At 61.2% G+C, this 25859-nt stretch carries 27 protein-coding genes and 1 tRNA gene; 14 read left to right on the top strand and 14 right to left on the bottom strand.

Annotation, left to right across the window (positions count from 1 at the left end; translation table 11 throughout):
• Window positions 1-189 precede the first annotated feature (189 nt).
• Complete coding sequence (panB, locus tag AACH87_RS07380; RefSeq protein WP_338798129.1) at window positions 190-1080, top strand: 3-methyl-2-oxobutanoate hydroxymethyltransferase; 891 nt, start codon at window positions 190-192, stop codon at window positions 1078-1080.
• Window positions 1081-1149: 69 nt separating this feature from the next.
• Window positions 1150-2010, top strand: a complete 861-nt coding sequence (panC, locus tag AACH87_RS07375; protein ID WP_338798128.1) for a pantoate--beta-alanine ligase — start codon at window positions 1150-1152, stop codon at window positions 2008-2010.
• A 118-nt stretch (window positions 2011-2128) separates the two neighbouring features.
• On the opposite strand, the gene AACH87_RS07370 is transcribed toward panC, so the two are convergent.
• On the bottom strand, window positions 2129-4648 hold the full coding sequence (locus tag AACH87_RS07370; protein WP_338798126.1) for a UvrD-helicase domain-containing protein: 2520 nt from the start codon (window positions 4646-4648) through the stop codon (window positions 2129-2131).
• Window positions 4649-4677: 29 nt separating this feature from the next.
• Between AACH87_RS07370 and AACH87_RS07365 the strand changes: the two genes are divergently transcribed.
• Entirely contained in the window at window positions 4678-5421 is a 744-nt protein-coding gene (locus AACH87_RS07365) for a hypothetical protein (RefSeq protein WP_338798125.1), read from the top strand.
• 214 nt (window positions 5422-5635) lie between these two features.
• Complete coding sequence (locus AACH87_RS07360) at window positions 5636-6613, top strand: GMP reductase (protein ID WP_338798124.1); 978 nt, start codon at window positions 5636-5638, stop codon at window positions 6611-6613.
• A gap of 81 nt (window positions 6614-6694) precedes the next feature.
• On the opposite strand, the gene AACH87_RS07355 is transcribed toward AACH87_RS07360, so the two are convergent.
• A complete protein-coding gene (locus AACH87_RS07355; RefSeq protein ID WP_338798123.1) occupies window positions 6695-7579 on the bottom strand; it encodes an alpha/beta hydrolase in 885 nt (294 codons plus the stop codon).
• Between the two features lie 171 nt (window positions 7580-7750).
• On the opposite strand from AACH87_RS07355, the gene AACH87_RS07350 reads away from it, so the two are divergent.
• The 3 genes from AACH87_RS07350 to AACH87_RS07340 all read left to right on the top strand — a co-directional run bounded on the left by AACH87_RS07350 (window position 7751) and on the right by AACH87_RS07340 (window position 10159).
• Window positions 7751-8635: an NAD(P)-dependent oxidoreductase gene (locus tag AACH87_RS07350; protein WP_338798122.1), complete on the top strand. Its 885-nt coding sequence runs from the start codon at window positions 7751-7753 to the stop codon at window positions 8633-8635.
• Between the two features lie 80 nt (window positions 8636-8715).
• A tRNA-Lys gene (locus AACH87_RS07345) sits at window positions 8716-8791 on the top strand.
• Window positions 8792-8920: 129 nt separating this feature from the next.
• Window positions 8921-10159 (top strand): multidrug effflux MFS transporter, encoded by a 1239-nt coding sequence (locus AACH87_RS07340; RefSeq protein WP_338798121.1) that lies wholly within the window; start codon window positions 8921-8923, stop codon window positions 10157-10159.
• A 21-nt stretch (window positions 10160-10180) separates the two neighbouring features.
• Here AACH87_RS07340 and AACH87_RS07335 read toward each other — a convergent pair whose 3' ends face one another.
• From AACH87_RS07335 to orn, 3 genes are all read right to left on the bottom strand, one after another.
• The gene (locus AACH87_RS07335; protein ID WP_338798119.1) at window positions 10181-11641 is read right to left on the bottom strand and encodes a GGDEF domain-containing protein; all 1461 of its coding nucleotides are present in this window, start codon (window positions 11639-11641) and stop codon (window positions 10181-10183) included.
• Window positions 11642-11801: 160 nt separating this feature from the next.
• Entirely contained in the window at window positions 11802-13613 is a 1812-nt protein-coding gene (locus AACH87_RS07330) for a DEAD/DEAH box helicase (RefSeq protein WP_338798118.1), read from the bottom strand.
• Between the two features lie 269 nt (window positions 13614-13882).
• Window positions 13883-14470, bottom strand: coding sequence for an oligoribonuclease (orn, locus tag AACH87_RS07325; protein ID WP_338798117.1), 588 nt, complete (start codon window positions 14468-14470; stop codon window positions 13883-13885).
• On the opposite strand from orn, the gene AACH87_RS07320 reads away from it, so the two are divergent.
• Genes AACH87_RS07320 through rsgA form a run of 3 tightly spaced genes read left to right on the top strand, consistent with a single transcriptional unit; the run spans window position 14469 to window position 17131 of the window.
• Window positions 14469-15797 carry a M48 family metallopeptidase gene (locus AACH87_RS07320; protein WP_338798116.1) on the top strand — a complete coding sequence of 443 codons (1329 nt, stop codon included), beginning with the start codon at window positions 14469-14471 and terminating at the stop codon, window positions 15795-15797. The two genes, orn and AACH87_RS07320, sit on opposite strands and share 2 nt — an antisense overlap.
• A 20-nt stretch (window positions 15798-15817) precedes the next feature.
• Window positions 15818-16159, top strand: a complete 342-nt coding sequence (locus tag AACH87_RS07315) for a 4a-hydroxytetrahydrobiopterin dehydratase (protein WP_338798114.1) — start codon at window positions 15818-15820, stop codon at window positions 16157-16159.
• A gap of 24 nt (window positions 16160-16183) precedes the next feature.
• Window positions 16184-17131 carry a ribosome small subunit-dependent GTPase A gene (gene rsgA / locus AACH87_RS07310; protein ID WP_338798113.1) on the top strand — a complete coding sequence of 316 codons (948 nt, stop codon included), beginning with the start codon at window positions 16184-16186 and terminating at the stop codon, window positions 17129-17131.
• A gap of 89 nt (window positions 17132-17220) precedes the next feature.
• On the opposite strand, the gene AACH87_RS07305 is transcribed toward rsgA, so the two are convergent.
• Complete coding sequence (locus AACH87_RS07305; protein ID WP_338798112.1) at window positions 17221-18210, bottom strand: CobD/CbiB family protein; 990 nt, start codon at window positions 18208-18210, stop codon at window positions 17221-17223.
• Window positions 18211-18351: 141 nt separating this feature from the next.
• Window positions 18352-19017: a CoA pyrophosphatase gene (locus AACH87_RS07300; protein ID WP_338798111.1), complete on the bottom strand. Its 666-nt coding sequence runs from the start codon at window positions 19015-19017 to the stop codon at window positions 18352-18354.
• Here AACH87_RS07300 and AACH87_RS07295 point away from each other — a divergent pair.
• Window positions 19016-19171, top strand: a complete 156-nt coding sequence (locus AACH87_RS07295; RefSeq protein WP_338798110.1) for a hypothetical protein — start codon at window positions 19016-19018, stop codon at window positions 19169-19171. The two genes, AACH87_RS07300 and AACH87_RS07295, sit on opposite strands and share 2 nt — an antisense overlap.
• A 19-nt stretch (window positions 19172-19190) precedes the next feature.
• On the opposite strand, the gene rplS is transcribed toward AACH87_RS07295, so the two are convergent.
• The 4 genes from rplS to rpsP form a co-directional block, all read right to left on the bottom strand.
• Window positions 19191-19574, bottom strand: a complete 384-nt coding sequence (gene rplS, locus AACH87_RS07290) for a 50S ribosomal protein L19 (protein ID WP_015013107.1) — start codon at window positions 19572-19574, stop codon at window positions 19191-19193.
• Window positions 19575-19703: 129 nt separating this feature from the next.
• The gene (trmD, locus tag AACH87_RS07285) at window positions 19704-20462 is read right to left on the bottom strand and encodes a tRNA (guanosine(37)-N1)-methyltransferase TrmD (RefSeq protein WP_338798109.1); all 759 of its coding nucleotides are present in this window, start codon (window positions 20460-20462) and stop codon (window positions 19704-19706) included.
• A gap of 43 nt (window positions 20463-20505) precedes the next feature.
• Window positions 20506-21075 (bottom strand): ribosome maturation factor RimM, encoded by a 570-nt coding sequence (gene rimM, locus AACH87_RS07280; protein WP_338798108.1) that lies wholly within the window; start codon window positions 21073-21075, stop codon window positions 20506-20508.
• A gap of 83 nt (window positions 21076-21158) precedes the next feature.
• On the bottom strand, window positions 21159-21410 hold the full coding sequence (rpsP, locus tag AACH87_RS07275; protein ID WP_005794048.1) for a 30S ribosomal protein S16: 252 nt from the start codon (window positions 21408-21410) through the stop codon (window positions 21159-21161).
• Window positions 21411-21547: 137 nt separating this feature from the next.
• Here rpsP and AACH87_RS07270 point away from each other — a divergent pair, with 137 nt between their 5' ends.
• Window positions 21548-22069: an N-acetyltransferase family protein gene (locus tag AACH87_RS07270; protein WP_338798107.1), complete on the top strand. Its 522-nt coding sequence runs from the start codon at window positions 21548-21550 to the stop codon at window positions 22067-22069.
• A gap of 7 nt (window positions 22070-22076) precedes the next feature.
• Window positions 22077-22523: a hypothetical protein gene (locus AACH87_RS07265; protein ID WP_338798106.1), complete on the top strand. Its 447-nt coding sequence runs from the start codon at window positions 22077-22079 to the stop codon at window positions 22521-22523.
• 129 nt (window positions 22524-22652) lie between these two features.
• Here AACH87_RS07265 and AACH87_RS07260 read toward each other — a convergent pair whose 3' ends face one another.
• The 3 genes from AACH87_RS07260 to AACH87_RS07250 form a co-directional block, all read right to left on the bottom strand.
• Window positions 22653-23666, bottom strand: coding sequence for an inorganic phosphate transporter (locus tag AACH87_RS07260; protein ID WP_338798105.1), 1014 nt, complete (start codon window positions 23664-23666; stop codon window positions 22653-22655).
• Window positions 23667-23684: 18 nt separating this feature from the next.
• Window positions 23685-24332: a DUF47 domain-containing protein gene (locus tag AACH87_RS07255; protein WP_338798104.1), complete on the bottom strand. Its 648-nt coding sequence runs from the start codon at window positions 24330-24332 to the stop codon at window positions 23685-23687.
• Between the two features lie 180 nt (window positions 24333-24512).
• Window positions 24513-24875, bottom strand: coding sequence for a DMT family protein (locus AACH87_RS07250; protein ID WP_338798103.1), 363 nt, complete (start codon window positions 24873-24875; stop codon window positions 24513-24515).
• A 310-nt stretch (window positions 24876-25185) separates the two neighbouring features.
• Between AACH87_RS07250 and AACH87_RS07245 the strand changes: the two genes are divergently transcribed.
• Entirely contained in the window at window positions 25186-25806 is a 621-nt protein-coding gene (locus tag AACH87_RS07245; protein WP_338798102.1) for an outer membrane beta-barrel protein, read from the top strand.
• The last annotated feature ends 53 nt before the right edge of the window (window positions 25807-25859 follow it).

The following is a 25859-nucleotide window of genomic DNA, read 5'->3' as shown; positions in this document are numbered from 1 at the left end:
ATCACATCGTCAAACATCATTGCCCGGAAGGGACCGGCGCAAGCCGCACAACAGTGGGTCGCACGACCATTGACAAAACCTAAACCGCAGAGCCCACAGGGCTACCTAAGGCACGGTGTGGCTCTGGCATAGACTCGCGGCAATTTTTTGGAGACAAGCCCTTTGAGGACTCAGAGCGGTGTTCATGCCATGACCAGTACACACACCCCAAGCCCCGCAAGTGCCACCCCCTACGGCACCCTGCCACCCGCATCCCCCCTGCCCCAGCGCCGCCCCGTGAGCCTGCCGCGCCTGGCTCAGATACGCGAGGCCGGTGAAAAAATCACCATGCTCACCGCCTACGACGCCACCTTTGCCGCTGTGGCCGACGCAGCTGGCGTGGACTGCATCCTGGTGGGCGATTCACTCGGCATGGTGTGCCAGGGGCTGCCCAGCACCGTGGGCGTCACGCTCGACACCATGGCCTACCACACCGCCAGCGTGGCCCGCGGCCTGCAGCGTGTGCAAGGCACCGCCTGGCTGGTGGCCGACCTGCCCTACGGCACCTACGCCGAAAGCCGCGAACAGGCCCTGCGCAGCGCCTGCACGCTGATGCAGGCGGGCGCACACATGGTCAAGCTGGAAGGCGGTGGCTGGACGGCACCGACGGTGGAATTCCTGGTGCAGCGCGGCGTGCCCGTGTGCGCCCACCTGGGCCTGACGCCCCAAACCGTGCACGCCCTGGGCGGCTACCGTGTGCAAGGCAAGACCGACGAGGCCGCCCGCACCCTGCGGCAGGACGCGCACGATCTGCAAAACGCCGGTGCCGCCATGCTGGTGCTGGAGATGGTGCCCACCGCCCTGGCCACCGAGCTGACGGCCGAGCTGCCCCACTGCCACACCATCGGCATTGGCGCGGGCAACGGCACCGCAGGCCAAGTGCTGGTGTTGCACGACATGCTGGGCATGAACCTGGGCAAGATGCCCAAGTTCGTCCACAACTTCATGCAGGACGCAGGCAGCGTGCGCGGAGCCATGGAGGCCTACGTACGGGCCGTCAAGCAAGGCCGCTTCCCCGACAACACACTGCACGCTTGGTAAGCCCTTTTGCCTTTGGTTTTGAACACCAAGACGCATTCGAATACGAAGACAAACACCCAGTCCCGCCCCATGCTCATCACCCACACCATCGACGAACTGCGCCAGGCCCTAGCCCCCTACCGCCGCCCCGCCTTTGTGCCCACCATGGGCAACCTACACGAGGGGCACCTGAGCTTGGTGCGCCAGGCCAAGCCGCTAGGCGACGTTGCCGTGGCCAGCATTTTTGTGAACCGCCTGCAGTTCTTGCCGCACGAAGACTTTGACAGCTACCCCCGCACCTGGGAAGCGGACTGCGCCGCCCTGCAAAGCGCAGGCTGCGACGTGCTGTTTGCCCCGCGCGAGGCCGACCTGTACCCCCAGCCCCAAACCTTCAAAGTGCACCCCGCCCCCGCACTGGCCGACCTGCTGGAAGGACACTTTCGCCCCGGCTTTTTTACCGGCGTCGCCACCGTGGTGATGAAGCTGTTTGCCTGCGTGCTGGGCCAGACGGGCGGCGTGGCCGTGTTTGGCAAAAAGGACTACCAGCAACTCATGGTCATACGCCAGATGGTGCAGCAGTTTGCGCTGCCCATCACCATCGTGGCGGGCGACACCGCCCGCGCACCCGATGGCCTGGCCCTCAGCTCGCGCAACGGGTATCTGAGCCTGCAAGAGCGCCAGGAAGCCGTGGCCCTGGCCCAGGCACTGCAACACCTGAGCGAACGCTGGCTGCAGGCCCTGCAACAAAGCGACCTCACCGCCCCACCCCACGCGCTGGAGCAACAGGCCATGGACGTACTGCGCGCCCGAGGCTGGCAACCCGACTACCTCACCGTGCGCCGCCGCACCGACCTGCAACCCGCCACCGCCCACGACGGCCCCGGCACCCTGGTGGCCCTGGGCGCGGCGCGGCTGGGCAGTACACGGTTGATTGACAACCTGGAGTTTTGACGCGTACGCAGGTACAGACCACCTGCATCACTACCAAATAGATAGCTGCTGGCGCTTGATGGATAAGCGCCAGCGCCATTTAGGGCTATTCCAAACCTTCGCCTTGCCAGCAGGCGGATCAATCCACCACTGTCAATTTCGCCACGCTCAGCGCCAGCCACTTGGTGCCGTGGCGGGGGAAGTTGACCTGGGCGCGGGCGTCGTCGCCCGTGCCTTCAATGGCCAGCACCTTGCCTTCGCCAAACTTGGTGTGGAACACAGCGGTGCCTGCGCGCAGCCCGTGCGAGGGCGCGGCCTTTTGTGGAGGTACGGGTGGGCTGGCAAAGGTTTCAGATTTGAAGCCAAATGAGCCTCTAGCGCCCGACTGGTAAGCGCTAACAGCTCCTGAATTGGGAGCAAACGAGCCAAAGCCTTGCTGCTTGGGCGTGATCCATTTGAGGCACGCTTCGGGCAGTTCGTCAAAAAAGCGGCTCTTGACGTTGTAGCGCGTCTGGCCGTGCAGCATGCGCGTTTGCGAATGGCTGAGGTACAGGCGTTTGCGGGCGCGGGTGATGGCCACGTACATCAGGCGGCGCTCTTCCTCCAGCCCATCGCGGTCGCTGGAAGAGTTGTCGTGCGGGAACAGGCCCTCTTCCAGGCCGCCGATGAACACGCCGTCAAACTCCAGCCCCTTGCTGGCGTGCACGGTCATGAGCTGCACGGCGTCTTGCCCTGCCTGGGCCTGGTTGTCGCCAGCTTCCAGCGCGGCGTGGGTGAGGAAGGCGACCAGCGGCGAGAGGGTTTCGCCCGTGTCTGCGTCGATGATGCCTGCGGGGTTGGTGGGGTTGGCAGAGTTAGCGGGCTTGAGCGGCTCATCCAGCACCGGGGCGTTCGGGTCCAGGCCTTGGCTGACGGCACTCTGCGTGAGCGGCTGACCATGCTCATCCAGCGGCAGGGCCACGGCATCGCGGCCAAAGCCTTCTTGTGTGACGAAGCTCTCGGCGGCGTTCACCAGTTCCTGCAAGTTCTCAATGCGGTCAGCGCCTTCTTTTTCGGTGCGGAAGTGCTCCACCAGCCCGCTGGATTCGAGCATCTGCTCGATGATGCCCCGCAGCGACCGGCCCTCGGTCTGCTCGCGCAGCACGTCGATCATGGCGACGAAGGCCTTGAAGTTGGTGCCAGCCTTGCCGGGCACGGCGCTCACGGCATCGTGCAGCGAGCAGCCTGCGGCGCGGGCGGCGTCCTGCAGCACTTCAATGCTGCGTGCCCCAATGCCGCGCGGCGGGAAGTTGACGACGCGCAGAAAGCTCGTGTCGTCGTGCGGGTTCTCTAGCAGGCGCAGGTAGGCCAGTGCGTGCTTGATTTCGGCGCGCTCAAAAAAGCGCAGGCCGCCATACACGCGGTAGGGCACTGACGCATTGAACAGCGCCGATTCGATCACCCGGCTTTGCGCGTTGCTGCGGTAGAGCACGGCAATCTCTTTGCGCTCAAAACCGTCGCTGCGCACCAGTTGCTTGATCTCATCGACCATCCACTGCGCCTCGGCCAGGTCGGTGGTGGCTTCATACACGCGCACAGGTTCGCCCGCGCCCTGCGTGGTGCGCAGGTTTTTGCCCAGGCGGCGGCTGTTGTGGCTGATGAGGTGGTTGGCGGAGTCGAGGATGTTGCTGTAGCTGCGGTAGTTCTGCTCCAGCTTGATCTGGTGCTGCACGTCAAACTCGCGCACAAAGTCGGCCATGTTGCCCACGCGTGCGCCGCGAAAGGCGTAGATGCTCTGGTCGTCATCGCCCACGGCCATCACGCTACCCTGGCTTTGCAGGCGGCCCGCCACCTCGTCGCCGGCCATCTGCTTGAGCCACAGGTACTGCAGGCGGTTGGTGTCCTGAAACTCATCAACCAGGATGTGGCGGAAGCGCCGCTGGTAGTGCTCGCGAATCGGATCGTTGTCGCGCAGCAGCTCATAAGAGCGCAGCATCAGTTCGCCAAAGTCCACAACCCCTTCGCGCTGGCACTGCTCTTCGTACAGCAGGTAAAGCTCGATCTTCTTGCGGCCATCGGCATCGTGCGCGGGCACATCGCCGGGGCGCATGCCCTCTTCTTTGCAGCCCGCAATGAAGTAAGCCAGCTGCTTGGGCGGAAAGCGCTCTTCATCCACATTGAACTGCTTGCACAGCCGCTTGATGGCCGAGAGCTGGTCTTGCGTGTCCAGAATCTGGAACGCCTGCGGCAGGCCCGCAGCCTTGTGGTGTGCGCGCAAAAGGCGGTTGCACAGGCCATGGAAGGTGCCGATCCACATGCCGCGCACGTTCACCGGCAGCATGGCGGTGAGGCGCGCCACCATCTCCTTGGCGGCCTTGTTCGTAAAGGTGACGGCCAGGATGCCACCGGGCGTGACGTGGCCATGCTGCAGCAGCCACGCAATGCGGGTGGTGAGCACACGCGTCTTGCCCGAGCCCGCGCCCGCCAGGATGAGTGCGTGGCCTGCGGGCAGGGTGACTGCGGCGAGTTGTTCTTCGTTCAGACCAACCAACAGGGGCGAGTTCATGGATGCGTGGGCAGTAGCGTGCATCGGCGCACCCGAAGATGGATTGAAGGGCGCAGCAGCGGATGGGGGCACCGGCTCATCGGGTGCCCCGGAAAACAGATCTTGTGGGAACATGGAGCCATTGTAGAAAGCCCACCTTCACCATGGCCCGTTTCTCTGTTTTTGCCCTTGCGATTGGCGCTGCCGCCAGCCTTTTCACCGCGGCAGCCGCTGCGCAAGCCAGCTGCAGCAGCGATGGCGCCCCCCGCCCCACCGCTCTGTTCGAGCGCTTCATCAGTGCCGATTGCGAAGCCTGCTGGGCAGACCCGGCCACCCCCGCGCCATCTGCGCCATCCACCCTGGTGCTGGACTGGATCGTGCCGGGCACGCAGGGCGAGGATGCCCCGCTGGCTGCGGCCGCCAGCCGTGATGGCCTGTTGCGGCTGGAAGAGCTGGGGCGCGGTACGCCTGCCACCACCGATATGGCCACCGCCAGCGTGCTGCGCGGCCAGCACCACAGCCACCAACTCACCCAGCCCTTGCGCGTAGCCCACGGCCTGCCCATGAATGACTATCTGGGCACGGGCATCGCGCTGCGGGCCACCCATGCCGGGCGGGCCTCTACGGCGGGTTCCTGGCACTACCACCTGCTGCTGGTGGAGTCGGTTCCCGCAGGCGGCGAAGGCACGCCCGTGGCGCGCAATCTGGTGCGAAACATGCTCTCAGGCACATGGGATGAGCGCAACCAGCTACCAAAATCAGAGCTGATTCGCAGCCGCTTTGCCTGGATGGACAACCGCCCCATGCGCATTCCTGAAGGGGCCAAGGCAGAGCGGCTGCACATGGTGGGCTGGGTGCAGAACGCACAGGGCGAAGTGGTGGCCGCAGCCCGGTCAGCATGCCGGTAATACAGGTCATACGGATGGCGTTATGACAGCGCCTCGCCATGCGCCTAGAATCAATCACCGGGCCCAAGTTTCTTGATGCCCGGTTTTTTTGTGCCTGTGCAACCAGGGTTCGGTACCAGCTCTCACGCCTGTACTCACAAAGCCGGTCCCAAGCCAAGCGCCCCACGCTGCCGAAATGGTTCGGCAGTGCCTTTTCAAAGGAGCTTGGAATCTCATGGAAATCTTCGACTACGACAACATCCTGCTGCTGCCACGCAAGTGCCGTGTGGAAAGCCGCTCTGAGTGCGACGCCAGCGTGGAGCTGGGCGGACGGCGCTTCAAGCTGCCCGTGGTGCCTGCCAACATGAAGACGGTGGTGGATGAGCGTATTTGCGAGTGGATGGCGAAGAACGGCTACTTCTACGTGATGCACCGTTTTGACCTGGACAACGTTCAGTTTGTGAAGGACATGCACGCCAAGGGGTGCTTTGCGTCGATCTCCCTGGGGGTGAAACAACCCGACTACGACACAGTGGACCAGTTGGTAGCCCAGGGTCTGGTGCCCGAGTACATCACCATCGACATCGCCCACGGCCATGCCGACAGCGTGAAGAACATGATCGGCTACCTCAAGCAGAAGCTGCCGCAGTCCTTTGTGATTGCCGGCAACGTGGCCACGCCTGAGGCGGTGATTGACCTGGAAAACTGGGGCGCAGACGCCACCAAGGTGGGCGTGGGCCCCGGCAAGGTGTGCATCACCAAGCTCAAGACCGGTTTTGGCACGGGCGGATGGCAGCTCAGCGCGCTCAAGTGGTGCGCCCGTGTGGCCACCAAGCCCATCATTGCCGATGGCGGCATCCGCAGCCATGGCGACATTGCCAAAAGCATCCGTTTCGGTGCAACCATGGTGATGATCGGTTCCCTGTTCGCGGGGCACGAGGAATCACCCGGCAAGACGGTGGAAGTGGACGGTGAGCTGTTCAAGGAATACTACGGCTCGGCCTCGGACTTCAACAAGGGCGAGTACAAGCACGTGGAGGGCAAGCGCATCCTGGAGCCCATCAAAGGCAAGCTGGCCAACACGCTGGTGGAGATGGAGCAGGACGTGCAAAGCTCCATCAGCTACGCGGGTGGCACCAAGCTCATGGACATCCGCAAGGTGAACTATGTGATTCTGGGCGGCGACAACGCAGGTGAACACCTGCTGATGTAGCCGTCCCGTCCAAGGGCTGGGCTGTGGGGGCCGTCTTGGCGGTCTTTGGTGGCCGCTCGCAAAGAGCCCGCCCAGCCCTGTTCACGGTGCCCGCAGCAGGTTCTGCGCCATGTGGTGCAGGTCGTGCCCTGGCTTGGCCAGGGCATCGAGCACGCTGAAGTGGTTCAACCCCGGCATCAGCTGCACCCGGGGCACCGCGTGGGATCCCCAGGCATCCTGAATCAGCTGGGCCTGGCGCTTGAACTCGTCACTCTCCTCCCCACCGGCCACGCTGTAGAGCACACCCCGGGCCGGTGCCTGCAACCTCGCAGGGCTGGCCTGCTGCACATGGCCGTCGGTAATGCGCAAGCTCTCTTGCAGAAAAGGCGTGTACATCAACGGCTCCAGATCGTGCACGCCTGAGATGGACAGCGCATTGCGCACCAGGCCATCAGGCAACTCCGCACTGATCAAAGGCCACACGCTGGTCAGCAACATGGCCGCGAGCTGCCCACCTGCCGAGTGGCCCACCGCCGTGATGCGGGCGGGGTCGCCACCATGGCGTGCAATATTGCGCCACACCCAGGCAAAGGCCTTTTCCATCTGCCGCCCGATGTGAGGGATGGTCACCGGAGCCTCCGGCATGCCGGGGCACAGGGCATAGTTCAGCACCACCACGCAGAACCCGGCACGGGTAAAAGCCGGTGCGATGAAGGAGTGGTCTGATTTGTCGAGCGACCGCCAGTACCCGCCGTGAATGAAAACAAGGACGGGAACGCCGCCTGGGGCCACACGCTCTGCCGGGAAGATGTCCAGACTCTCGCCCACGCCCGTGCCGTAGGCCACATCCAGTTCGCAGGGAATATTGCGACGCACCTGGGCTGAATCAGTCGCCCAGCGCTGAAAAAACTCCATGTGCTCAGGGACCAGTGCGCGGTTGTTGTACATGCGCTCCAGCCAGGCGGGATCGTGCTGCGGAAGGGACATTCCTGAAATCTCCTTGAAGGTTTGCGAGCTGTTTGAAATCCGTGGGGCTGCGGGTGTGGCAGCGGCGAACGGCATCATCTTCTCTCTCTGAGCACGCTGCAAGCTACGTGACAGGGTGACGCGCGCAAAAGCGCCATCATGTACCCAGAGACAACGCTTGAGAAAAAAGCCATGACCCAACCTTCGCTTCGTATCGCCGTTCTGGGCATTGGCATGATGGGCAACCCCACCGCCCGGCGCCTGCAGGCGGCAGGTCACCAGGTTCATGTCTGGAACCGCACACGCGCCAAGGCAGAACCACTCGCCGCGCATGGTATTGCAGTGCACTCTGTGGCTGCGGAGGCGGTGCGGCATACCGATATCGTCATCAGCTTTCTGGAAAACGGCCCGGTGGTGGGCCAAGTGCTTTTCGAGCAAGGGGTCGCCCAGGCGATGCAGCCGGGCGCACTGTTGATCGACATGGCTTCCATCCAGCCGCGCGAGGCGCGTGACCATGCAGCACGCCTTGGCGAGCTGGGCAAGGCGCATCTGGATGCTCCCGTATCCGGCGGCACGGTGGGTGCAGAAAATGGCACGCTGGCCATCATGGCGGGTGGCAGGGCTGAGGATTTTGCGCGGGCCCAGCCGGTGTTCGCCCACCTTGGCCGCGCAACGCATGTGGGGCCGCACGGCTGCGGCCAACTGGCCAAACTGGCCAATCAGATGATTGTCGGCATCTCCATCGGTGCCGTCGCCGAAGCCCTGCTGTTCGCAGCCAAAGGCGGGGCCGACATGGCCAAGGTGCGTGAAGCCATCATGGGAGGATTTGCAGACAGCCGCATCTTGCAATTGCACGGCCAGCGCATGGTAGACCGCGATTTCGCACCCAAAGCCCGTATGGCCGTTCAACTCAAGGACATGCGCAATGCCTTGGCAACCGCTGCCGAGATCGGTTTCGATGCGCCCGTAACTGCCTTGTTTGAGTCTCTCTATGCCCAAGGCATAGACCACGGCCTGGAAGACCTGGACCACAGCGGGCTGTTCGTAGAGCTGGCCAGCCGAAACGCAATGCAATAAATTCTTCGCAACTTGCGCCAGCCGTGAAAAATAGTGCATAATACGAGTCTCTGCAGCGATGCAGACCAAATAAAAAGTTTGGGTTCTTAGCTCAGTTGGTAGAGCAGCGGACTCTTAATCCGTAGGTCGAGTGTTCGAGTCACTCAGGACCCACCAAACAAGCCGCAAGGCAACAGAAAGCCGAAGCTACTTTGTAGTTTCGGCTTTTTGCTTTTGCGCGGCGTTTTCTATTTCCTTCGCTGATCCACCCTCTTTTCATCAGCGCATCAAGGTGACTGGTCAACCATGAATCCACAAGCCCACACGCTCTGGAAAGGCCCGCAATGGGCCCTAGCTTTCTTGCTGGCCATTCTGGGCATGCTGGGGCCCTTCTCCATCGACACGTACATCCCGGCGTTCTCCGGGATTGCTACAGCGCTCGGAGCCACGCCCATCCAGATGCAGCAGACCCTGTCGGCTTATCTGTTCGGGTTCGCATTCATGAACCTCTTCCATGGGGCCTTGGCGGACAGCTTTGGCAGGCGGCCCGTGGTGCTCTGGGGCATCGCTCTCTTCACCATCGCATCGGCGGGCTGCGCACTGTCCCAGAACATCGGGCAACTGGTGTTTTTCCGCGCGGTGCAAGGCTTGTCTACCGGCGCGGGCATTGTGGTGTCCCGGGCGGTGATTCGAGACATGTTCCCGCCCGCCCAGGCGCAGAAGGTGATGAGCCAGGTCACCATTTACTTTGGCGTGGCTCCCGCCATTGCACCCATCGTCGGTGGATGGCTGTTTGTGCACACCGGCTGGCAGAGCATCTTCTGGTTCCTTGCGCTGGTGGGTGCCACACTGTGGATCACGAATTTCCGCCTGCTGCCTGAGACGCTGCACGCCGAGCATCGCCAGCCTTTCAATGTGCCCCACCTCATGCGTGGCTATTGGGCGTTGGGCTCCAGTCCCAAGTTCGTGCTGCTGGCCTTTGCGAGTGGCATCCCTTTCAATGGCATGTTTCTGTATGTGCTCTCTGCCCCCGCATTCCTGGGCGAGCACCTGCATCTCGCACCCACGCAGTTCTTCTGGTTTTTCGTGTTGACCATCTCGGGAATCATGGGTGGTGCGTGGCTCAGCGGTCGGCTGGCAGGCCGCATCGCACCCAAACGCCAAATCCGCCATGGCTTCGTGATCATGTTCACAGTGGGCATCGTCAACGTGGCACTGAACCTGGTTCTGCCACCTCACCCTGCCTGGGCCTTGCTGCCCATTGCCATCTTTGCCTTCGGGTGGGCATTGATGGTGCCGGTAGTGACGCTGCTGGTGCTGGACCTCGCTCCCGAACGGCGGGGCATGGCTTCGTCGCTCCAGGCTTTTGTGGGCTCCACCGCCAACGGGATCGTGGCGGGGGTGGTTTCCCCCATGGTGATGCATTCCACACGCGGGCTCGCACTGGCCTCGCTGCTCATGCTGTGCATAGGGCTTGCCTCATGGCTGTACCTGCATCACCGCTGGCCAGAGATAGGCAAGAAAGCCTCCCACCCAGCCAAATAGCCGAGGGCAGCCATGCGCCTGCTAGCGTCGGCGCTCCGTGCCCATCTGCTGGTAGTACCGTCGCTTTTCCTCGTACATGGCCTGATCGGCCTTGAGCAGTGCAGCCTCCACCCCTTCACCCGACTGGCAACAGGCAATACCCATTGCAAAGCCCAGGGGCTGTCCTGAGTAGAACTGGTTGTTCATTTCAACCAGCGACAGGATGCGCTCTCGCACCGCCAAAGCTCCACGCTCATCCACACCAGGAAGAAGCACAGCAAACTCATCTCCCCCGACGCGGGCGGCACAGGCAGGGGCATCAACGGCCTTGGCAAGCACTTCTCCAGCGCGGCGCAGCATGGCGTCACCCGCTGCATGCCCTTGTTCGTCATTGATGGCCTTGAGGCCGTTGAGATCAATGGCAATCACCGCAAAAGGCCAGGGCCCCTTGCGCGTGAGGCGATTCAGTTCTTCCGCATAGAAAGCACGGTTGCGCAGCTGGGTCAGGACATCATGCTTGCCCAAGTATTCCAGGTAAGCCTCGGCTTTCTTGCGGGCCGTGATATCCACCAGCGAAAGCAGCACCAGGCTCCAGTCATCAAGGTGACTGTTCAGCACCGAAAACTGCATGTGGATGTGCACAGCCTCCCCCGTGAGGGAATAGTTGGTCACCTCGCGCTGCTGAACGGTCCGCCCTTCCCACAGATCCTGCAGTTGCTCGGCAAACGACTCGCGCATCTCGCCACGGAACACACGGCTGATGTTGTTGAGCAAATGCTCCTTGGAGCTGGCGCCAAACATCTGCAGCGTCTGCTGGTTCACGTCGATCACCCGGATTTCCTGCATGCAGCGCGAAATGAACTCGGGGTGCACCTTCAGAAAAGTCTTGAAATCACCAATTCCTTGGGCGCGCACCCCGTCAAGCAACGCCTTGATGGCACTGAAATCTTCTACCCACAAGGACACGGGGGAGTACTCGAACAAATCACGCGCGTATTGCTCGCTGCGTCGCAATTGGTGCGCACCTCGCACCTCCTGAGTGATGTCCTCCAAGGAGACCAGCACCCGACTCCAGTCCTCCTCATGCCCAGGCAAGACGCGCACACTGATACGGGCATCCAGGCGGCGACCATCCAGCGCGTAGTTCACGGTCTCGTTGGTGAACTCAAGGCAACCATTCCACAGCTGCGCCAGCTCCCGAACCATGGACGCGTGCATGTCATCCCTGAACACCCTGGACAGCTGGGACACCAAAACATCCTGCGTGGGGGCCGCGAAGAGATCCAGCGTTCGCTGGTTCACCCGCAAAACCTTGAGCGCCGCACTGCACTGGGCGAGCAGAGCCGGCTCTGCCTGCAAGTGAGCCCGAAGGTCCTCTACGCCCTCGGCGCGCCATCCGTCGAACAGCGTTTTCAGGCCGCCGTAATCCTCCAGCCAGAGCGAGACAGGAGCCAGATTGAACATGTGCTCGAAATCAGCACCAGAAGAAACGGAGGAAGACACAGCAAGATCCTTTCAACGCCCATTATGCGGAGACAGATCGGCAAAAAGTGAACAAATCCTTACACATCTGCCAAAGAACCCGCCAGTAAAAAAGCCACTGCTCTTACGAGCAGTGGCTTTGAAAGGTATCAGTGGATGTCATCACCCACAGCCCATCCCATCAACGTGCTGGGCGTGCAGGGCGCTTGCGTGCGTCGTGCGGAGCAAACTTGCCGCCACCTGCGCCTGCTGGCTTGGCAAAGGCGGGTTTGCGTGGCGCAAAGTCACCACGTTCAGCACGTGGAGCACCCATTTCAGCGCGAGGACCAAAACCACCACGGGGCGCACTGTCACCAAAGCCAGGTTTGCGGCCATAGCCTTCGTTGTCACGGCGCTGACCGAAGCCGCGCTCTTCGCGGGGAGCAAAGCCCTCGCCACCACGGGGGCCTGCAGAACCACGGCCCGCAAATCCACCGCCAAAACCACCGCGATCGTTACCACCGCGGTCTCCGCGGCCAGCAAAGCGACGGTCACGGCCTTCAAAGCCACCGGAGCGTCCGCGGCCGCCGAAGTCACCACGGGGAGTTTGCGGAGCACGCTGTGTGGGCTCCAGACCGGGAATCACTTCCGACTTGAACTGCTGACGGCTGTAGCCTTCGATGTCAAAAATCTTGCGACGATCACGGAACTCGGCAAACGTGACAGCCAGGCCATCACGACCCGCACGACCGGTACGGCCAATGCGGTGGGTGTAATCCTCAGCCTTCATCGGCAGGCCAAAGTTGAAGACGTGCGTGATGGTCGGCACATCAATACCACGGGCAGCCACATCCGTTGCCACCAGAATCTGAACCTGCCCGTTGCGCAGCGCCATCAGACGACGGTTGCGCAGACCTTGGCTCAAGGCACCGTGCAAGGCGACGGCAGAGAAGCCGTCTTGCTGCAGATCATTGGCCAAGCCGTCGCATTCCACCTGGGTGCTGGCGAACACGATGGCCTGGTTGATGGATGTATCGCGCAGCCAGTGGTCCAGCAACTTGCGCTTGTGCTGGGCGTTATCGGCCCAGTACAGCACCTGCTTGATGTTGGCATGCTTCTCCTGAGGAGAGTCGATGGTCACCTTCTGCACGGACGAACCACCGTCGTGCATCACCCGCATGGCCAGCTGCTGAATGCGCGGCGCAAACGTGGCACTGAACATCATGGTTTGCTTGCGCTGGCTGGTGAGCTGATTGATCTCGGCCAGGTCGTCCGAGAAGCCCAGGTCCAGCATGCGGTCGGCTTCGTCCACCACCAGGAACTGGACCTTGTCCAGCTTGATCTGCATGGAGCGCTGCAAATCCAGCAGGCGGCCTGGAGTTGCCACCACCAGATTGGCGTTCTGCAGCTTGGCGATCTGCAACTGGTAGGGCATGCCGCCCACCACGTTGGCCACGCGCAGACCGCGGCAGTGCTTCACGAGATCAATCGCGTCGTGGGCCACTTGCTGGGCCAGTTCGCGGGTGGGGCACAGGATCAGCGCACCGGGGGTCGCCGCCTTGAAGTTGCGGGAGCTGGTGGGGTCCTTGCGCTTGGCGCGCTTGGGAGCAGGCTCACCCCGCGCAGCAGCCTCAGCCACGGCACGCTCGAAAGCCTCACGCTCAGCAGCTTCGGCCTGCGCCTGTTGCTGGATCAGAGTGTGCAGCACGGGCAGCAGGAAGGCAGCCGTCTTGCCGCTACCCGTCTGGCTGGACACCATCAGATCGATGAATTTGCCAGAGTCATTGCCACCACCCATTGCGAGAGGAATGGCCTTGCGTTGAACACCGGTGGGCTGGGTGTAACCCAGGTCTGCCACGGCGCGCACCAGCTCAGAGGCCAAGCCCAGTTCGATAAAGCCATTGGGCTCGCTGGTTTCTTGCGCAACGTCAGCTGCAGCAGCGTTCAGGGATTCAGCGGAAATAGAAGAGTCAGCAGGCGCGAAATCGCCCTGCACTTGCAAAGTGTCGGTCATATTTTTCTCACACGAAAACATCCGCAGGCGGTAGCCTGAGGGTGGCCTCGTCAATGGTTAAAAAACATCAACCATCAAACGAAACCTGTACCGGCTTGACCGGTGCGGGTGGGCAAAGATCGCGAACCGGAGTTCGCATGCAGCAGAAACCTGCTAGCCCAGTGTGTGAGGGGAGATGCGCAATCTGCGCCATAAATCGGCGCAGCCCAGGATTATTGCACGTTTAAGGGTTTCCCCGCAATAGAGCGATCGGGATTCATTGCGATGAATCAGGTCGAACTCACTGCCAAAAGATGGGTTCGGTAATGGGCCAGCTCATCAATGGATTCATGCACGTCAGCCAGCGCCGTGTGTCGCTGCGCCTTTTTGAAACTGGAGTAAGCCTCGGGCTTCCAGCGCTTTGCCAGTTCCTTGAGTGTGCTGACATCCAGATTGCGGTAGTGGAAAAAGCGCTCCAGCTTGGGCATGTAACGCACCAGAAACCGACGATCCTGCCCAATGCTGTTGCCACACATGGGCGCAACTCCCTTGGGCACATATTGGCTCAGGAAAGCCAGAATCTGCTCCTCAGCTTCCGCCTCGGTCAGGGTCGATGCCTTCACTTTTTCGGTCAGGCCACTGCGCCCGTGGGTGCCGCGATTCCAGGCGTCCATCTTGCCCAGTTGCTCGTCAGACTGGTGGATGACCAGCACCGGCCCTTCCACCCGTGGTTCCAGATGGGGGCCAGTGACCACGACGGCGATTTCCAGCAGGCGGTCATTCTCCGGGTCCAGGCCGGTCATCTCGCAGTCCAGCCATACGAGGTTTTGATCGGATTTCTTGAGCAAGGCAGGGGTGGGGGTGTTCGCTTCTGACATGGTGCGCATTGTCGCCGATGGCCTAAACTCGCTGCACATGGCTCTCTTTGACGAAATCTCCCCCTCCCTCTTGTTGACTCTGCTCTTTGCGCTGGCACTGAGCCTGGGCATGCTGATGAAGCTATGGCTCGCATCCCGCCAGATCCGGCACGTGGCTACCCATCGTGGCGCGGTGCCAACCGCTTTTGCTGAGCGCATTACCCTCTCTGCCCATCAAAAGGCAGCGGACTACACCGTAGCAAAGGCCCGGCTGGAGATGCTGGAGTTGGCGGTAGGCAGCGCGGTGCTGCTGGGGTGGACTTTGCTGGGCGGGTTGAACCTGCTGAACCAGATGCTGCTGGAGTGGATGGGCGGCGGCATGTGGCAGCAACTGGCCTTGCTGGCGGCCTTTGCGCTGATCAGCGGGTTGCTGGACCTGCCCTTCTCGCTCTACAAAACCTTCGTGCAGGAAAAGCGTTTTGGGTTCAACAAAACCACTCCTGCACTTTGGATGGGGGACATGCTCAAGTCCGTGTTGCTGGGCGCACTGATCGGTCTGCCGATTGCCGCCGCCATCCTCTGGCTGATGGGTGCTGCAGGAGCCTACTGGTGGGCTTGGGCCTGGGGAGTGTGGATGGGCTTCAACCTGCTGCTGATGGTGATCTTTCCCACCTTCATCGCCCCCCTTTTCAACAAGTTCCAGCCGCTGGAAGATGAATCGCTCAAGCAGCGTGTTGCGGCTTTGATGCAGCGTTGCGGCTTCTCAGCCAAGGGCCTGTTTGTGATGGACGGCAGCCGCCGCAGTGCCCATGCCAACGCCTATTTCACCGGTTTTGGCGCTGCCAAGCGCGTGGTGTTCTACGACACGCTTTTGCGCAATCTCTCGGCTGATGAAGTGGAAGCGGTGCTGGCCCACGAACTGGGGCATTTCAAGCACCGGCACATCGTCCAGCGCATCGTGGGCATGTTCGCCTTCAGCTTGGCAGGTTTTGCTCTGCTGGGCTGGCTTTCCACCCAAGGGTGGTTTTACACGGGGCTGGGGGTCATCCCTTCCATGGGGCTGTCCGCCGCCTGGAGCGATGCGCCCAACGACGCGCTTGCCCTGCTCCTTTTCATGCTGGCCACCCCAGTGTTTACGCAGTTCGTTTCTCCGGTGTTTGCGCAAATGTCACGCAAGCACGAGTTCCAGGCCGACGCCTATGCAGTGGCGCAAACGCGTGCTGCCGATTTGCGCTCTGCCCTGCTCAAGCTGTACGAAGACAATGCGTCCACCCTGACGCCAGACCCGGTGTACGTGAAGTTCTATTACTCCCATCCCCCAGCCTCCGAGCGGCTGGCCCGCCTGTAACCCCCCAAAGCCACCGCACCATGACTTCCATGTTGAAGAAAAAAGACTGGTCCACGCAGACCCGCAGAGCGCTGAATGCTACTAAAGTTGTAGCACAACTGAGCCAGCTACAGGGCTGGATGCTGACGGGTAGCGGCTCCGATGTAGCCATCGAGAAGACCTACCACTTTGCCAACTACTACGAGACCATTGCCTTCGTGAATGCGGTGGCCTTCATTGCCAACGCGCAAGACCATCACCCCGACCTGTCGGTGCACTACAACCGCTGCGTAGTGCGGCTCAACACGCACGATGTGAACGGTATTTCTGCCACCGATCTGGAATGCGCAGCCCAGTTCGACCGCTTGCTGGAGCCCGCATGACCAGCCCCTGCTCCGGCAATTGCCATGGCTGAGCGCAGCGCGTTGATGGAAGGCACCGTGGTGGCAAGCCATGGCCGCCATTGCGTTGTTGAGACCCCGGACGGTGAGCGGCGCATCTGCCACCCACGCGGCAAGAAAAGCCAAGCCGTCGTGGGAGACCGCGTGCTGTGGCAGGCTGCGCCTGCTGGTCAAGGGGACGAAGGCACCATTGAGAAGGTACAGGAGCGGCGCAACCTGTTTTATCGCCAGGACGAGATTCGCACCAAGTCTTTTGCAGCCAACATCGATCAGGTTCTGATCCTCATTGCTGCCGAGCCCGTGTTTTCAGAAAGCCAGCTCGCCCGCGCATTGATCACTGCCGAGGCGACGAACATCACCCCCCTGATCGCCCTGAACAAGAGCGACCTGGTGGAGCCCTTTGCCCGCGCGTGGGAGCGTCTGCATCCCTACCGCCATATGGGCAGCGAAGGCAGGCACTACCGCGTTTTGCCCTTGTGCCTCACCCAGTCCAGCGAAGTGGATCGCGCACTGCTCATGGAACAACTGCAAGGCAAGACGACGCTGGTGCTGGGCCCGTCTGGCTCGGGCAAAAGCACGCTGATCAACCTGCTGGTGCCCGGAGCCAGCGTGCTCACGGGGGAGATTTCGCAAGCGCTCAACTCCGGCAAGCACACCACCACCAGCACCCACTGGTACTGGGTGGACGCGCAACGGACGACTGCGCTGATCGACTCTCCGGGCTTTCAGGAGTTCGGCCTGCACCACATCACGCCCATGCAGCTGGCCAGTTGCATGCCTGACATTGCAGCGCACGCCACCGATTGCCGCTTCTACAACTGCACCCACCTGCACGAACCTGGCTGCGGGGTGCAGGCTGCATTAGAAAAAGCTCCTGAGGCAGGTGGGATCAGCGCAAGCCGCTACAAAATTTATAGTGATTTGTTCGAGGAACTGAGTCAGCCGCGCTATTGAGAGAGCAGCTGCTCACTCAGCTATGCCCATGCTTGGGCATGGTTGTGGCAGATGGCTGAAGCGATCTCAACCGGCAGACTTGGCCGCCCTCAGCCCAAAAGGCGCGCCAGCGTGAGCAAGGCGAGCAGCAGCATCCAGACCACCACGGAACGCCAGACCAGCCCCACCACACTGCGCAGATGGCCCACCTCAGGGGTCACCCCAGGAGTCGATGCGCTATCCCCCAGGTCAGCATCCATCTCCAGCCCCTCTTGCAAGCCATGGGGTACTGGTTTGGCCTTGAGCGCCTCGCCCCCCAAACGCACATTGATCGCCCCCGCTGTGGCCGCCAAAACAACGCCATCGTTGTCGTTGGGAAAGCGCTGGGCATGGAAACGCCAACCGTCAATCGCCTCCTCAAAACTGCCCACCACCGCAAAGCTCAGGGCGGTGAGGCGGGCAGGAATCCAGTCCATGGCCCACCAGGCCTGTGCTGACGCGGTCTGCAGGGCCTCGCTGGCAGGTTGGGCAATGGCACGTTGCCGAGGGTGCCAGTAACGCGACACAAACTCTGCCATCCGGTACAGGACCGCACCGGTGGGGCCGAGCCCGACCGCAGCCAGGATGGAAAACCATGCCAGCACACCAAACACATGGCGGTGCGCAGCAATGACGGAATACTCAATCACATGCCGCACGATTTCGCTGCGCGGCAGCATGCCTACATCCACCTGCTGCCAGTGGGCCAGCCGCTCACGGGCGGCATCTTCCTGGCCATCTTCCAAGGCATCCCGAATGCCCGTGAAATGGTGGCTGAACTGGCGAAAGCCCAGCGTGATGTAGAGCACCGCCACGCTCCACACCACCGCAAACGGCCACCCCAGCCCCCACAACAGGGCCCAGTGAATCGCAAGGGTGACCAGTGCAGGCAGCACGACAGCCAAGCTCCAGGCCACCCATCCATGGTGTGTTTTGCCCGCGTCGAAATTGCGGCTGACAGACAGCGCCCAGGCACGCAGCCCGGAGTGAATCGGATTGCTGCGAGAGAGGGGGCGCGCCTGCTCGATCAGCAGAGCGAACAGGATGGCAAAGAAACTCATGGGGCAATCATAACGGCCTGCTCAGGCACATCTTTTGACATTGCGCTCACCATGAAGCATGCCAACCAGAGGGACCCAGACATGAAAAATGGCGTTTGCGACACATGGACTGCCCTCCCACGCGACACGACCAGCCTACGCTCAGGCCGAGAGAAAACGATAGAAGTTGCGCAGCATCCCTGCCGTGGCGCCCCAGATGAACCGGGTGACATCCCCATCTTGATAGGGCATGGAGAACCACTGGCGACTGATGCCTTCACTCTCGAAGACATGGTGTCTGTGGTTGGCCGGGTTCATCAGGAAGGCCAAAGGCACTTCAAACACATCCGCCACTTCGTCGGGGTTGGGTGTGAGTGGGGCCTGCGGGGCCACCAGCCCGACAACGGGCGAAACAACGAAGGAAGAGCCCGTCACATACGTGGGCAGCGTCCCCAGCACTTCCACATGCTCTGCGGCCAGACCCACCTCTTCCCAGGCTTCACGCAACGCTGTGTGCGCAGCGCTGCCATCTTCCGGATCAACCCGCCCCCCCGGAAAGGCCACCTGCCCAGAATGCGTGGACAGATGAGCCGTGCGCTCGGTGAGCAATACCGCGGGTTCGTCCCGCATGACGATTCCCACCAGCACCGCCGCCTGGGCTGAGGGGCGGTTCATGTAGGGCTTTTCAAGCAGCACCTCGGGAGTCCAGACCAGAGCCTGCGCAAACCGCTGACGCAAAGCCATGGGGGACAGGGCCTGCAGGGGCACAGCAGGCAGATGGCTGTCCACCTGTGCCACCGGCACATCGCGTGGATCAAAACCCGCCATGGACGACAAAGGCTTCGCCAAGGGAGCTGCAGAAGAAGCGTTCACGATGCATCCAGACATTCAAATGTGCGGCAACCCGGCCGCTGCATACCGGCATGAAACCAGCGCCAGAAAACAAAAAACCGCTACAGGCCAAGGCACTGTAGCGGTTTGAAGCACAGATTGCGCGGTGCTTATGCGGCGGTTGCAGCAGCCTTGACGCGCGAAGGCAGCTTTTCCTTGATACGTGCCGACTTGCCGCTGCGGTCACGCAGGTAGTACAGCTTGGCACGACGCACGTCACCACGGCGCTTGACTTCGATGCTGGCGATCAGGGGGCTGTAGGTTTGGAATGTACGTTCCACACCTTCGCCGCTGGAGATCTTGCGCACGGTGAAGCCACTGTTCAGGCCGCGATTGCGCTTGGCAATCACCACACCTTCGTAAGCCTGCACGCGCTTGCGGTTACCTTCCACCACGTTCACGTTCACGATGACGGTGTCACCAGGAGCGAACTCGGGGATAGTCTTGTTCAAGCGGGCGATTTCTTCCGCTTCCAGAGTCTGGATCAGGTTCATGTTGATGTATCCAACGATCTTGACCGCGCCACAAATGGCTGCGTCGGGATTGACGTTCAGGGTTTTGTCCAGAAAAACTGGTGACAAAACGGCCGGACAGAGGATCGAAAAGCCTTTGATTATAACCAGTCAGCGCAATTTGGCCAATACGGCTTCGTCCACCGACTGGAGAAGTCCTGCGGCTCTGGCCGCATCAATCAGATCGGGGCGGTGGCGCGCAGTGATGGCCAAACGCTGATCGCGACGCCATCGGTCAATCTGCGCGTGGTGCCCTGAGAGCAGCGGAGCAGGCACTGCCCTGCCCGCCCACTCCTCGGGACGGGTGTAATGCGGGCAGTCCAGCAAGCCATCCAGCGCCGGGTTGAAGCTGTCAAACTGGTGGCTGCCCTCGTCGTTCAACACGCCCGGCTGAAGGCGCGTCACGGCATCCAGCAGGGCCAAAGCGGCAATTTCTCCACCAGAGAGCACAAAATCACCCAGGCTCAATTGCACCGATACGTAGGCATCGATAAAGCGCTGATCGATGCCTTCATACCGCCCACACAGCAATACCGCCCCGGCACTGGCAGACCATCCCTCGACTTCGGCATGGTTGATGGTGCGACCAATGGGCGAGAAAAGCACCAGAGGAGCCTCCTGGCCTGCCTGCTCACAGCGGTCTGCGCGAATGGCCGCGAGACAACGCTCCAGCGGCTCCGCCATCATCACCATTCCCGGCCCACCTCCAAACGGGCGGTCATCTACACGCCGGTAGTTGCCCTCGGCATAGTCGCGCGGATTCCACAGCCGCACATCGACCTGACCACTGGAATAGGCGCGCCGGGTAATGCCCGCAGTCAAAAACGGAGCAAACAGCTCGGGAAACAGGGTGATGACGTCAAAACGCATGGGCAGGGCCTTTACCGGCAAAGATGCGGATCAGGGCCGACGATCAATAGTCTGGCTGCCAATCTACGGTGATGCGCTTTTCTGCCAGTTCGACCTTGTCCACGAAGGCCGAGACAAAGGGAATCATCCGCTCCTGGGTCTTGCCATCCTGCTCGTAGGAAAGCACCAGCACGGTTTGCGGTCCGGTCGAGAGCAGTTCGCGCACCTGCCCCAGCGCAACCCCCTCCCGGTTGACCACGGCAAGCCCGATGAGATCCACCCAGTAGTACTCGTCACTTCCCGTGGATGGGAAGCTGGAGCGGGGCACAAACACCCGCGCACCGCGCAGTGCTTCGGCCGCATTGCGGTCATCCACGCCATCCGCCCAGGCCACGATGGTGTCGGAATGGTCCTTGGCCTGACGAATCTTGAGCAGGACAGTGCCCTGAAAAGTCTTGGCTCCGCGCTCGGAAGGCTGCAGATACCAGCGCTTGGACGAAAAAAGTGCCTCGGGGCTGGCACTGTGCGGCATGACCTTGAACCAGCCTTTCACACCCCAGGCATCGGCAATGCGCCCAACCTCTACGGCATCTGCAGGAAGTTCGGTCAGCTCAAGCGTGAGAGAAGTGGTCATAAACGGTCACATCAGTGCGCACAAAAAAGAAAAGGGCGGGATCCGCCGGGAAAACCCACGGAGCCCGCCCTTTTCAGGGGACTTTAAGCAGCCTTCTTGGCAGCCTGCTTGATCAGGCGGTCCACGGTAGGCGAGGACTGGGCACCCACGCTCTTCCAGTAGGTCAGGCGATCCTGAACGATACGCAGGCCTTCTTCAGTTTCCTTGGCGGTAGGGTTGTAGAAACCGATACGCTCAATGAAACGACCATCGCGGCGCACGCGCTTGTCAGCAACGACGATGTTGAAGAAAGGACGGCCCTTGGAACCGCCGCGGGAGAGTCGAATGACGACCATAATTAATCCTTCGGGTGGAAAAGCCGCGCACACAATGCGCAAGCTAGGAGTTTTTCGCAACGTTTGAGACACGCGACATGACCACCCGGTCAGCGACACGCTGCAAAGCCCGCAATTATATCCACAACCCTTTCACCATGCCTACCATTCGCCAGAGCACAGACGCCGACATCCCCGCCATCACAGCCATCTATCGCCATCATGTCCTCCACGGCACCGGCACTTTCGAGATTGATCCGCCCTCCGAGGCCGACATGACGACTCGCCGCGCCGATGTTCTGGGCCGCAACCTGCCCTGGCTGGTTGCAGAAAAAGACGGCCAGGTACTGGGCTTTGCTTATGCCAACTGGTTCAAACCCCGGCCCGCCTATCGCTTTTCTGCAGAAGACTCGATCTACGTGGCCGATGCGGCGCGCGGCATGGGGGTCGGTCGCAAGCTGCTGGCAGAGCTGGCGGTACAGGCTGAGGCCGTAGGCGTTCGCAAGTTGCTGGCGGTGATTGGCGACTCGGCCAACGCGGGCTCCATTGGGGTTCACCGGTCGCTGGGCTTTACCGAAGTGGGCGTCATGCGCTCGGTGGGGTGGAAGTTCGGTGCCTGGCGCGACATCGTGCTCATGGAAAAAACCCTGGGCGCGGGTGACACCACCTCGCCTGAATGAGCGCACCATGAAGAACAAGACATTGGCTGCCTGGCTTGCCTTTGTCGGTGGGCCGTTGGGCCTGCACAGGTTTTACCTGCACGGCTTGGGCGACCTGCTGGGCTGGATGCTGCCCATTCCCACGGCCCTCGGGCTGTACGGCATTCAGCGCGTGCAACAGTTTGGGCAGGATGACCAATACAGCTGGTTCCTCATCCCCCTACTGGGCTTCACCATTGCGGGGTGCGCGCTGCGAGGCATTCTGTATGGCTTGCAGACACCCGAAAAATGGAATGCCCGCTACAACCCTGCTGCCCCCCTGGACGCCCTCCCCGGCCAGACGCGGTGGCTCACCATTGGCGCGATTGTCTGCTCTCTGCTCATAGGCACCACGGTGCTGATGGCCAGCATTGCCTTCAGCTTCCAGCGCTATTTCGAGTACCAGATCGAAGAGGCACGCAAGATTTCGCAGTAACCCGCGGCGGTGATGGACCTGCCGTGTGCCCTGCACCCAAGCCCAAGAAAAACGCCCTGTCTGATGATGCATCAGACAGGGCGTTAGCGCTTATGGAATCAGCGCAAGCAGCTACGATTTCAATAGCAATCAGAACAACTGCAGGCTGACCCAGTAGGCGATGGCTGCCACAAATGCACTGGCGGGGATGGTCAAAATCCACGCCCAGATGATGTTGCCCGCCACCCCCCAGCGCACAGCACTGGCGCGCTGGGTAGACCCCACGCCCACAATCGCACCGGTAATGGTGTGGGTGGTAGAGACTGGAATACCCAGAGTGGTGGCCAGAAACAGGGTGAGCGCGCCACCCGTTTCGGCACAGAAGCCACCCACAGGCTTGAGCTTGGTGATCTTCTGCCCCATGGTCTTCACGATGCGCCAGCCACCAAACATGGTGCCCAGGCCAATGGCAACGTAGCAGCTGACGATGGTCCAGGTGGGCGGAGCCGCATCGCTGGCCGAGGCGTAGCCGGTGGAAATCAGCAGGAGCCAGATGATGCCGATGGTTTTTTGCGCGTCATTGCCACCGTGTCCCAGGCTGTAAGCACCGGCAGACACCAGTTGCAGGCGGCGGAACCACTTGTCCACCTTGCTGGGACGTACCCTGCGGAAGATCCAGGCCACAGCCACCATCATCAGCGAGCCGAGGGTAAAGCCCAGCAAAGGCGAGATGAAGATGAACGCCACGGCTTTCAGGATGCCTGCAGCCACCAGCGCGCCCGCACCGGCCTTGGCAATCACCGAGCCCACGATGCCGCCGATCAGTGCGTGCGATGAGCTGCTGGGAATGCCGTAGTACCAGGTGATCACGTTCCAGGTGATGGCCCCCACCAGGGCACCAAAGACCACATGCACGTCCACAATGCCGGGCTGCACAATGCCTTTGCCCACGGTGGCCGCCACCGTGAGGCTGTGGAAGACAAAGATCGCCACGCAGTTGAAGAACGCGGCAAAAAGCACCGCTTGCGCAGGCTTGAGTACGCCCGTCGACACCACGGTCGCGATCGAATTGGCGGCATCGTGAAACCCGTTCATGAAATCGAACAGGATCGCCAGCGCGACAAGTAGCATCACAACCCACAGGGCTGTTTGTACGGTTTCCATGTTGAAGTGCCCGCTCGATCAGGAGTTTTCGAGGACGATGCCCTCGATGGTGTTGGCCACGTCTTCACACTTGTCGGTGATGGTCTCCAGCAACTCGTAGATGGCCTTGAGCTTGATGACTTCACGCACATCAGGCTCTTCACGGAACAGCTTGCTCATGGCGCTGCGCATGACGCGGTCGGCATCCGATTCGAGGCGGTCAATCTCCTCGCATGTCTTGAGGGCAGCCTCGGCCACCGCAGGATCGGCAATCTTGTCGAGGAGCTTCACGGCGTCGCGCAGGCGCTCGCAGCACTTGAGGCTCAGGTCGGTCAAGCGGGTGATCTCTTCGGTCATATGGCGCACGTCGTACAGCGCCATGGTCTCTGCGGAGTCCTGGATCAGGTCGGCCACATCGTCCATCGTGTTGATCAGTGTATGGATCTGCTCACGGTCGATGGGGGTGATGAAGGTCTTATGGATGGCCTTGTTGACATCGTGCGTCACGCGATCGGCGGCGCGCTCGGCGTTGTCCACATCCTGGTTGTACTTTTCACGCAGATGAGGATCGTTGTAGTTGGCCACCAGGTGCGAGAAGGCGCGTGCGGCTTCGACGATGCGGTCCGCATGCTGGTTGAACATTTCGAAAAAATTGCCTTCGCGTGGCAACAGCTTGGCAAACAGCATGCAGGCTCCTGGTGGGATATCAAAAAATACAAAGAACGATCGCCACGGGGTGTCGTGACGGTTTTGTGACATGCGGAGTTTAACCGTGAGCGGTTGCAACCTGCTGGCGGCAACCGCTCACTTTCCTTGACCCGGCACAGTGAAAAGACCCGGGGCGACCCAGGCCAGGAAGCTACCTGCTCAAGCGCCCCGAAAGATGAAATACACCGCCCCCACCAGGCACAGGCCCGCCCACAGGTAGTCCAGCTTGAGCGGCTGGTCGAGATAAAACACCGCGAAGGGAACAAACACCCCCAGCGTGATGACCTCTTGCATGATCTTGAGCTGCCCCACATTGAACTGGGTGAAACCAATGCGGTTGGCCGGCACCTGCAGCAGGTACTCAAACAGCGCAATCCCCCAACTGACGAAGGCAGCGGTGTACCAGGGGGCAGACGCCAGATTCTTGAGGTGTCCGTACCAGGCGAACGTCATGAAGACATTGCTGGCCACCAGCAAAAGAACGGTTTGAAGAGGAATGGGCAGTTGTTGGAGGAAGCTCATGATTCGCGGACCGCGGGACGACAAAAGAAAGAGATAAAAAAATACCTCTGGCGCTTATAGATAAAGCGCAGGCAGCTACATAAAGAATAGCAGGACACCTAGTGTGCTCTGCAGCGGACTCCATGCTGCCACGACCCGTCACCTTCATGCGCATTTGCGCTGCAGTGATAGACGTTCTCCTACAAGACTGGCTAGCCGGGGACGACAGCGCGCCATGGCCTCCCTTCCTAAAGTGGGACCACCGCGTGCAGATGCCGGACCCCGGTTCAGGCATCTGCTGAGTTTTCTGATTCAACCAAGGACCCAGCCGATGACATCCCGCTTTCGCCTTCTTCCTGTTGCACTGATCGTGGCCTGCGCCGCCGCAGGCGCACAGGCCCAGACTTCCAGCATGGGCAATTCCTCCATGAATCGCGGCGCAGAGCGCAGCTCGGTGCTGCCCTACACACACGACGGTTACTTCGGCCTGAGCGCGGGTCGTTCCAAATACGATCTGAACACAGGCCCGATGGGCATGGAATCCGACAATTCGGATACCGCCTGGAAGCTGTACACCGGTGGCTTTTTTCACCCCAACTGGGGTCTTGAGGTCGGCTACGTGAATGCAGGCAAGGCACGCCGCCTGGGTGGCGATACCGAGGCCCACGGCATCAACCTCAGCCTGGTAGGCCGCGCGCCGGTCAGCGAGCAATTTGATGTATTCGGCAAGGTGGGTACGACCTACGGTCGCACCCGCACGGGTGGCTTCAGCGGCTTGGGCGTGCAGACAGGCAAAGAGGACGGCTTTGGCCTGTCTTATGGTCTGGGGGCCCGGTGGACCTTCAACCCGCAGTGGGCCGCCGTTATCGAGTGGGAAAACCACCGATTCAAGTTTGCGGACGGCAACGACGACGTGAAAATGACCACCGTGGGGCTGCAGTACCGCTTCTGATTCCGAAGCCCTGCCTCGCCTCATCAAAACAAAAAGGGCGCGATGTGCATCGC

This window comes from Acidovorax sp. DW039 (assembly GCF_037101375.1).
Classification (GTDB): domain Bacteria; phylum Pseudomonadota; class Gammaproteobacteria; order Burkholderiales; family Burkholderiaceae_C; genus Acidovorax.
The sequence above is the reverse complement of the archived record's forward strand: the minus strand, read 5'-3'. Positions and strand labels throughout refer to the sequence as shown.

Excerpts from the sequence above, each read along its gene's own strand:
- orn (WP_338798117.1), bottom strand. The coding sequence starts at position 14,470 with ATGTCAGAAGCGAACACCCCCACCCCTGCCTTGCTCAAGAAATCCGAT.
- AACH87_RS07270 (WP_338798107.1), top strand. The coding sequence starts at position 21,548 with ATGCCTACCATTCGCCAGAGCACAGACGCCGACATCCCCGCCATCACA.
- rpsP (WP_005794048.1), bottom strand. The coding sequence starts at position 21,410 with ATGGTCGTCATTCGACTCTCCCGCGGCGGTTCCAAGGGCCGTCCTTTC.
- AACH87_RS07360 (WP_338798124.1), top strand. The coding sequence starts at position 5,636 with ATGGAAATCTTCGACTACGACAACATCCTGCTGCTGCCACGCAAGTGC.
- AACH87_RS07315 (WP_338798114.1), top strand. The coding sequence starts at position 15,818 with ATGACTTCCATGTTGAAGAAAAAAGACTGGTCCACGCAGACCCGCAGA.
- AACH87_RS07305 (WP_338798112.1), bottom strand. The coding sequence starts at position 18,210 with ATGAGTTTCTTTGCCATCCTGTTCGCTCTGCTGATCGAGCAGGCGCGC.
- rplS (WP_015013107.1), bottom strand. The coding sequence starts at position 19,574 with ATGAACCTGATCCAGACTCTGGAAGCGGAAGAAATCGCCCGCTTGAAC.
- AACH87_RS07320 (WP_338798116.1), top strand. The coding sequence starts at position 14,469 with ATGGTGCGCATTGTCGCCGATGGCCTAAACTCGCTGCACATGGCTCTC.
- AACH87_RS07300 (WP_338798111.1), bottom strand. The coding sequence starts at position 19,017 with ATGGCGGGTTTTGATCCACGCGATGTGCCGGTGGCACAGGTGGACAGC.
- AACH87_RS07330 (WP_338798118.1), bottom strand. The coding sequence starts at position 13,613 with ATGACCGACACTTTGCAAGTGCAGGGCGATTTCGCGCCTGCTGACTCT.
- AACH87_RS07370 (WP_338798126.1), bottom strand. The coding sequence starts at position 4,648 with ATGTTCCCACAAGATCTGTTTTCCGGGGCACCCGATGAGCCGGTGCCC.
- AACH87_RS07265 (WP_338798106.1), top strand. The coding sequence starts at position 22,077 with ATGAAGAACAAGACATTGGCTGCCTGGCTTGCCTTTGTCGGTGGGCCG.
- AACH87_RS07295 (WP_338798110.1), top strand. The coding sequence starts at position 19,016 with ATGGACGACAAAGGCTTCGCCAAGGGAGCTGCAGAAGAAGCGTTCACG.
- AACH87_RS07260 (WP_338798105.1), bottom strand. The coding sequence starts at position 23,666 with ATGGAAACCGTACAAACAGCCCTGTGGGTTGTGATGCTACTTGTCGCG.
- rsgA (WP_338798113.1), top strand. The coding sequence starts at position 16,184 with ATGGCTGAGCGCAGCGCGTTGATGGAAGGCACCGTGGTGGCAAGCCAT.
- AACH87_RS07245 (WP_338798102.1), top strand. The coding sequence starts at position 25,186 with ATGACATCCCGCTTTCGCCTTCTTCCTGTTGCACTGATCGTGGCCTGC.
- AACH87_RS07250 (WP_338798103.1), bottom strand. The coding sequence starts at position 24,875 with ATGAGCTTCCTCCAACAACTGCCCATTCCTCTTCAAACCGTTCTTTTG.
- AACH87_RS07365 (WP_338798125.1), top strand. The coding sequence starts at position 4,678 with ATGGCCCGTTTCTCTGTTTTTGCCCTTGCGATTGGCGCTGCCGCCAGC.
- rimM (WP_338798108.1), bottom strand. The coding sequence starts at position 21,075 with ATGACCACTTCTCTCACGCTTGAGCTGACCGAACTTCCTGCAGATGCC.
- panB (WP_338798129.1), top strand. The coding sequence starts at position 190 with ATGACCAGTACACACACCCCAAGCCCCGCAAGTGCCACCCCCTACGGC.
- AACH87_RS07350 (WP_338798122.1), top strand. The coding sequence starts at position 7,751 with ATGACCCAACCTTCGCTTCGTATCGCCGTTCTGGGCATTGGCATGATG.
- AACH87_RS07255 (WP_338798104.1), bottom strand. The coding sequence starts at position 24,332 with ATGCTGTTTGCCAAGCTGTTGCCACGCGAAGGCAATTTTTTCGAAATG.
- trmD (WP_338798109.1), bottom strand. The coding sequence starts at position 20,462 with ATGCGTTTTGACGTCATCACCCTGTTTCCCGAGCTGTTTGCTCCGTTT.
- AACH87_RS07340 (WP_338798121.1), top strand. The coding sequence starts at position 8,921 with ATGAATCCACAAGCCCACACGCTCTGGAAAGGCCCGCAATGGGCCCTA.
- AACH87_RS07355 (WP_338798123.1), bottom strand. The coding sequence starts at position 7,579 with ATGTCCCTTCCGCAGCACGATCCCGCCTGGCTGGAGCGCATGTACAAC.
- panC (WP_338798128.1), top strand. The coding sequence starts at position 1,150 with ATGCTCATCACCCACACCATCGACGAACTGCGCCAGGCCCTAGCCCCC.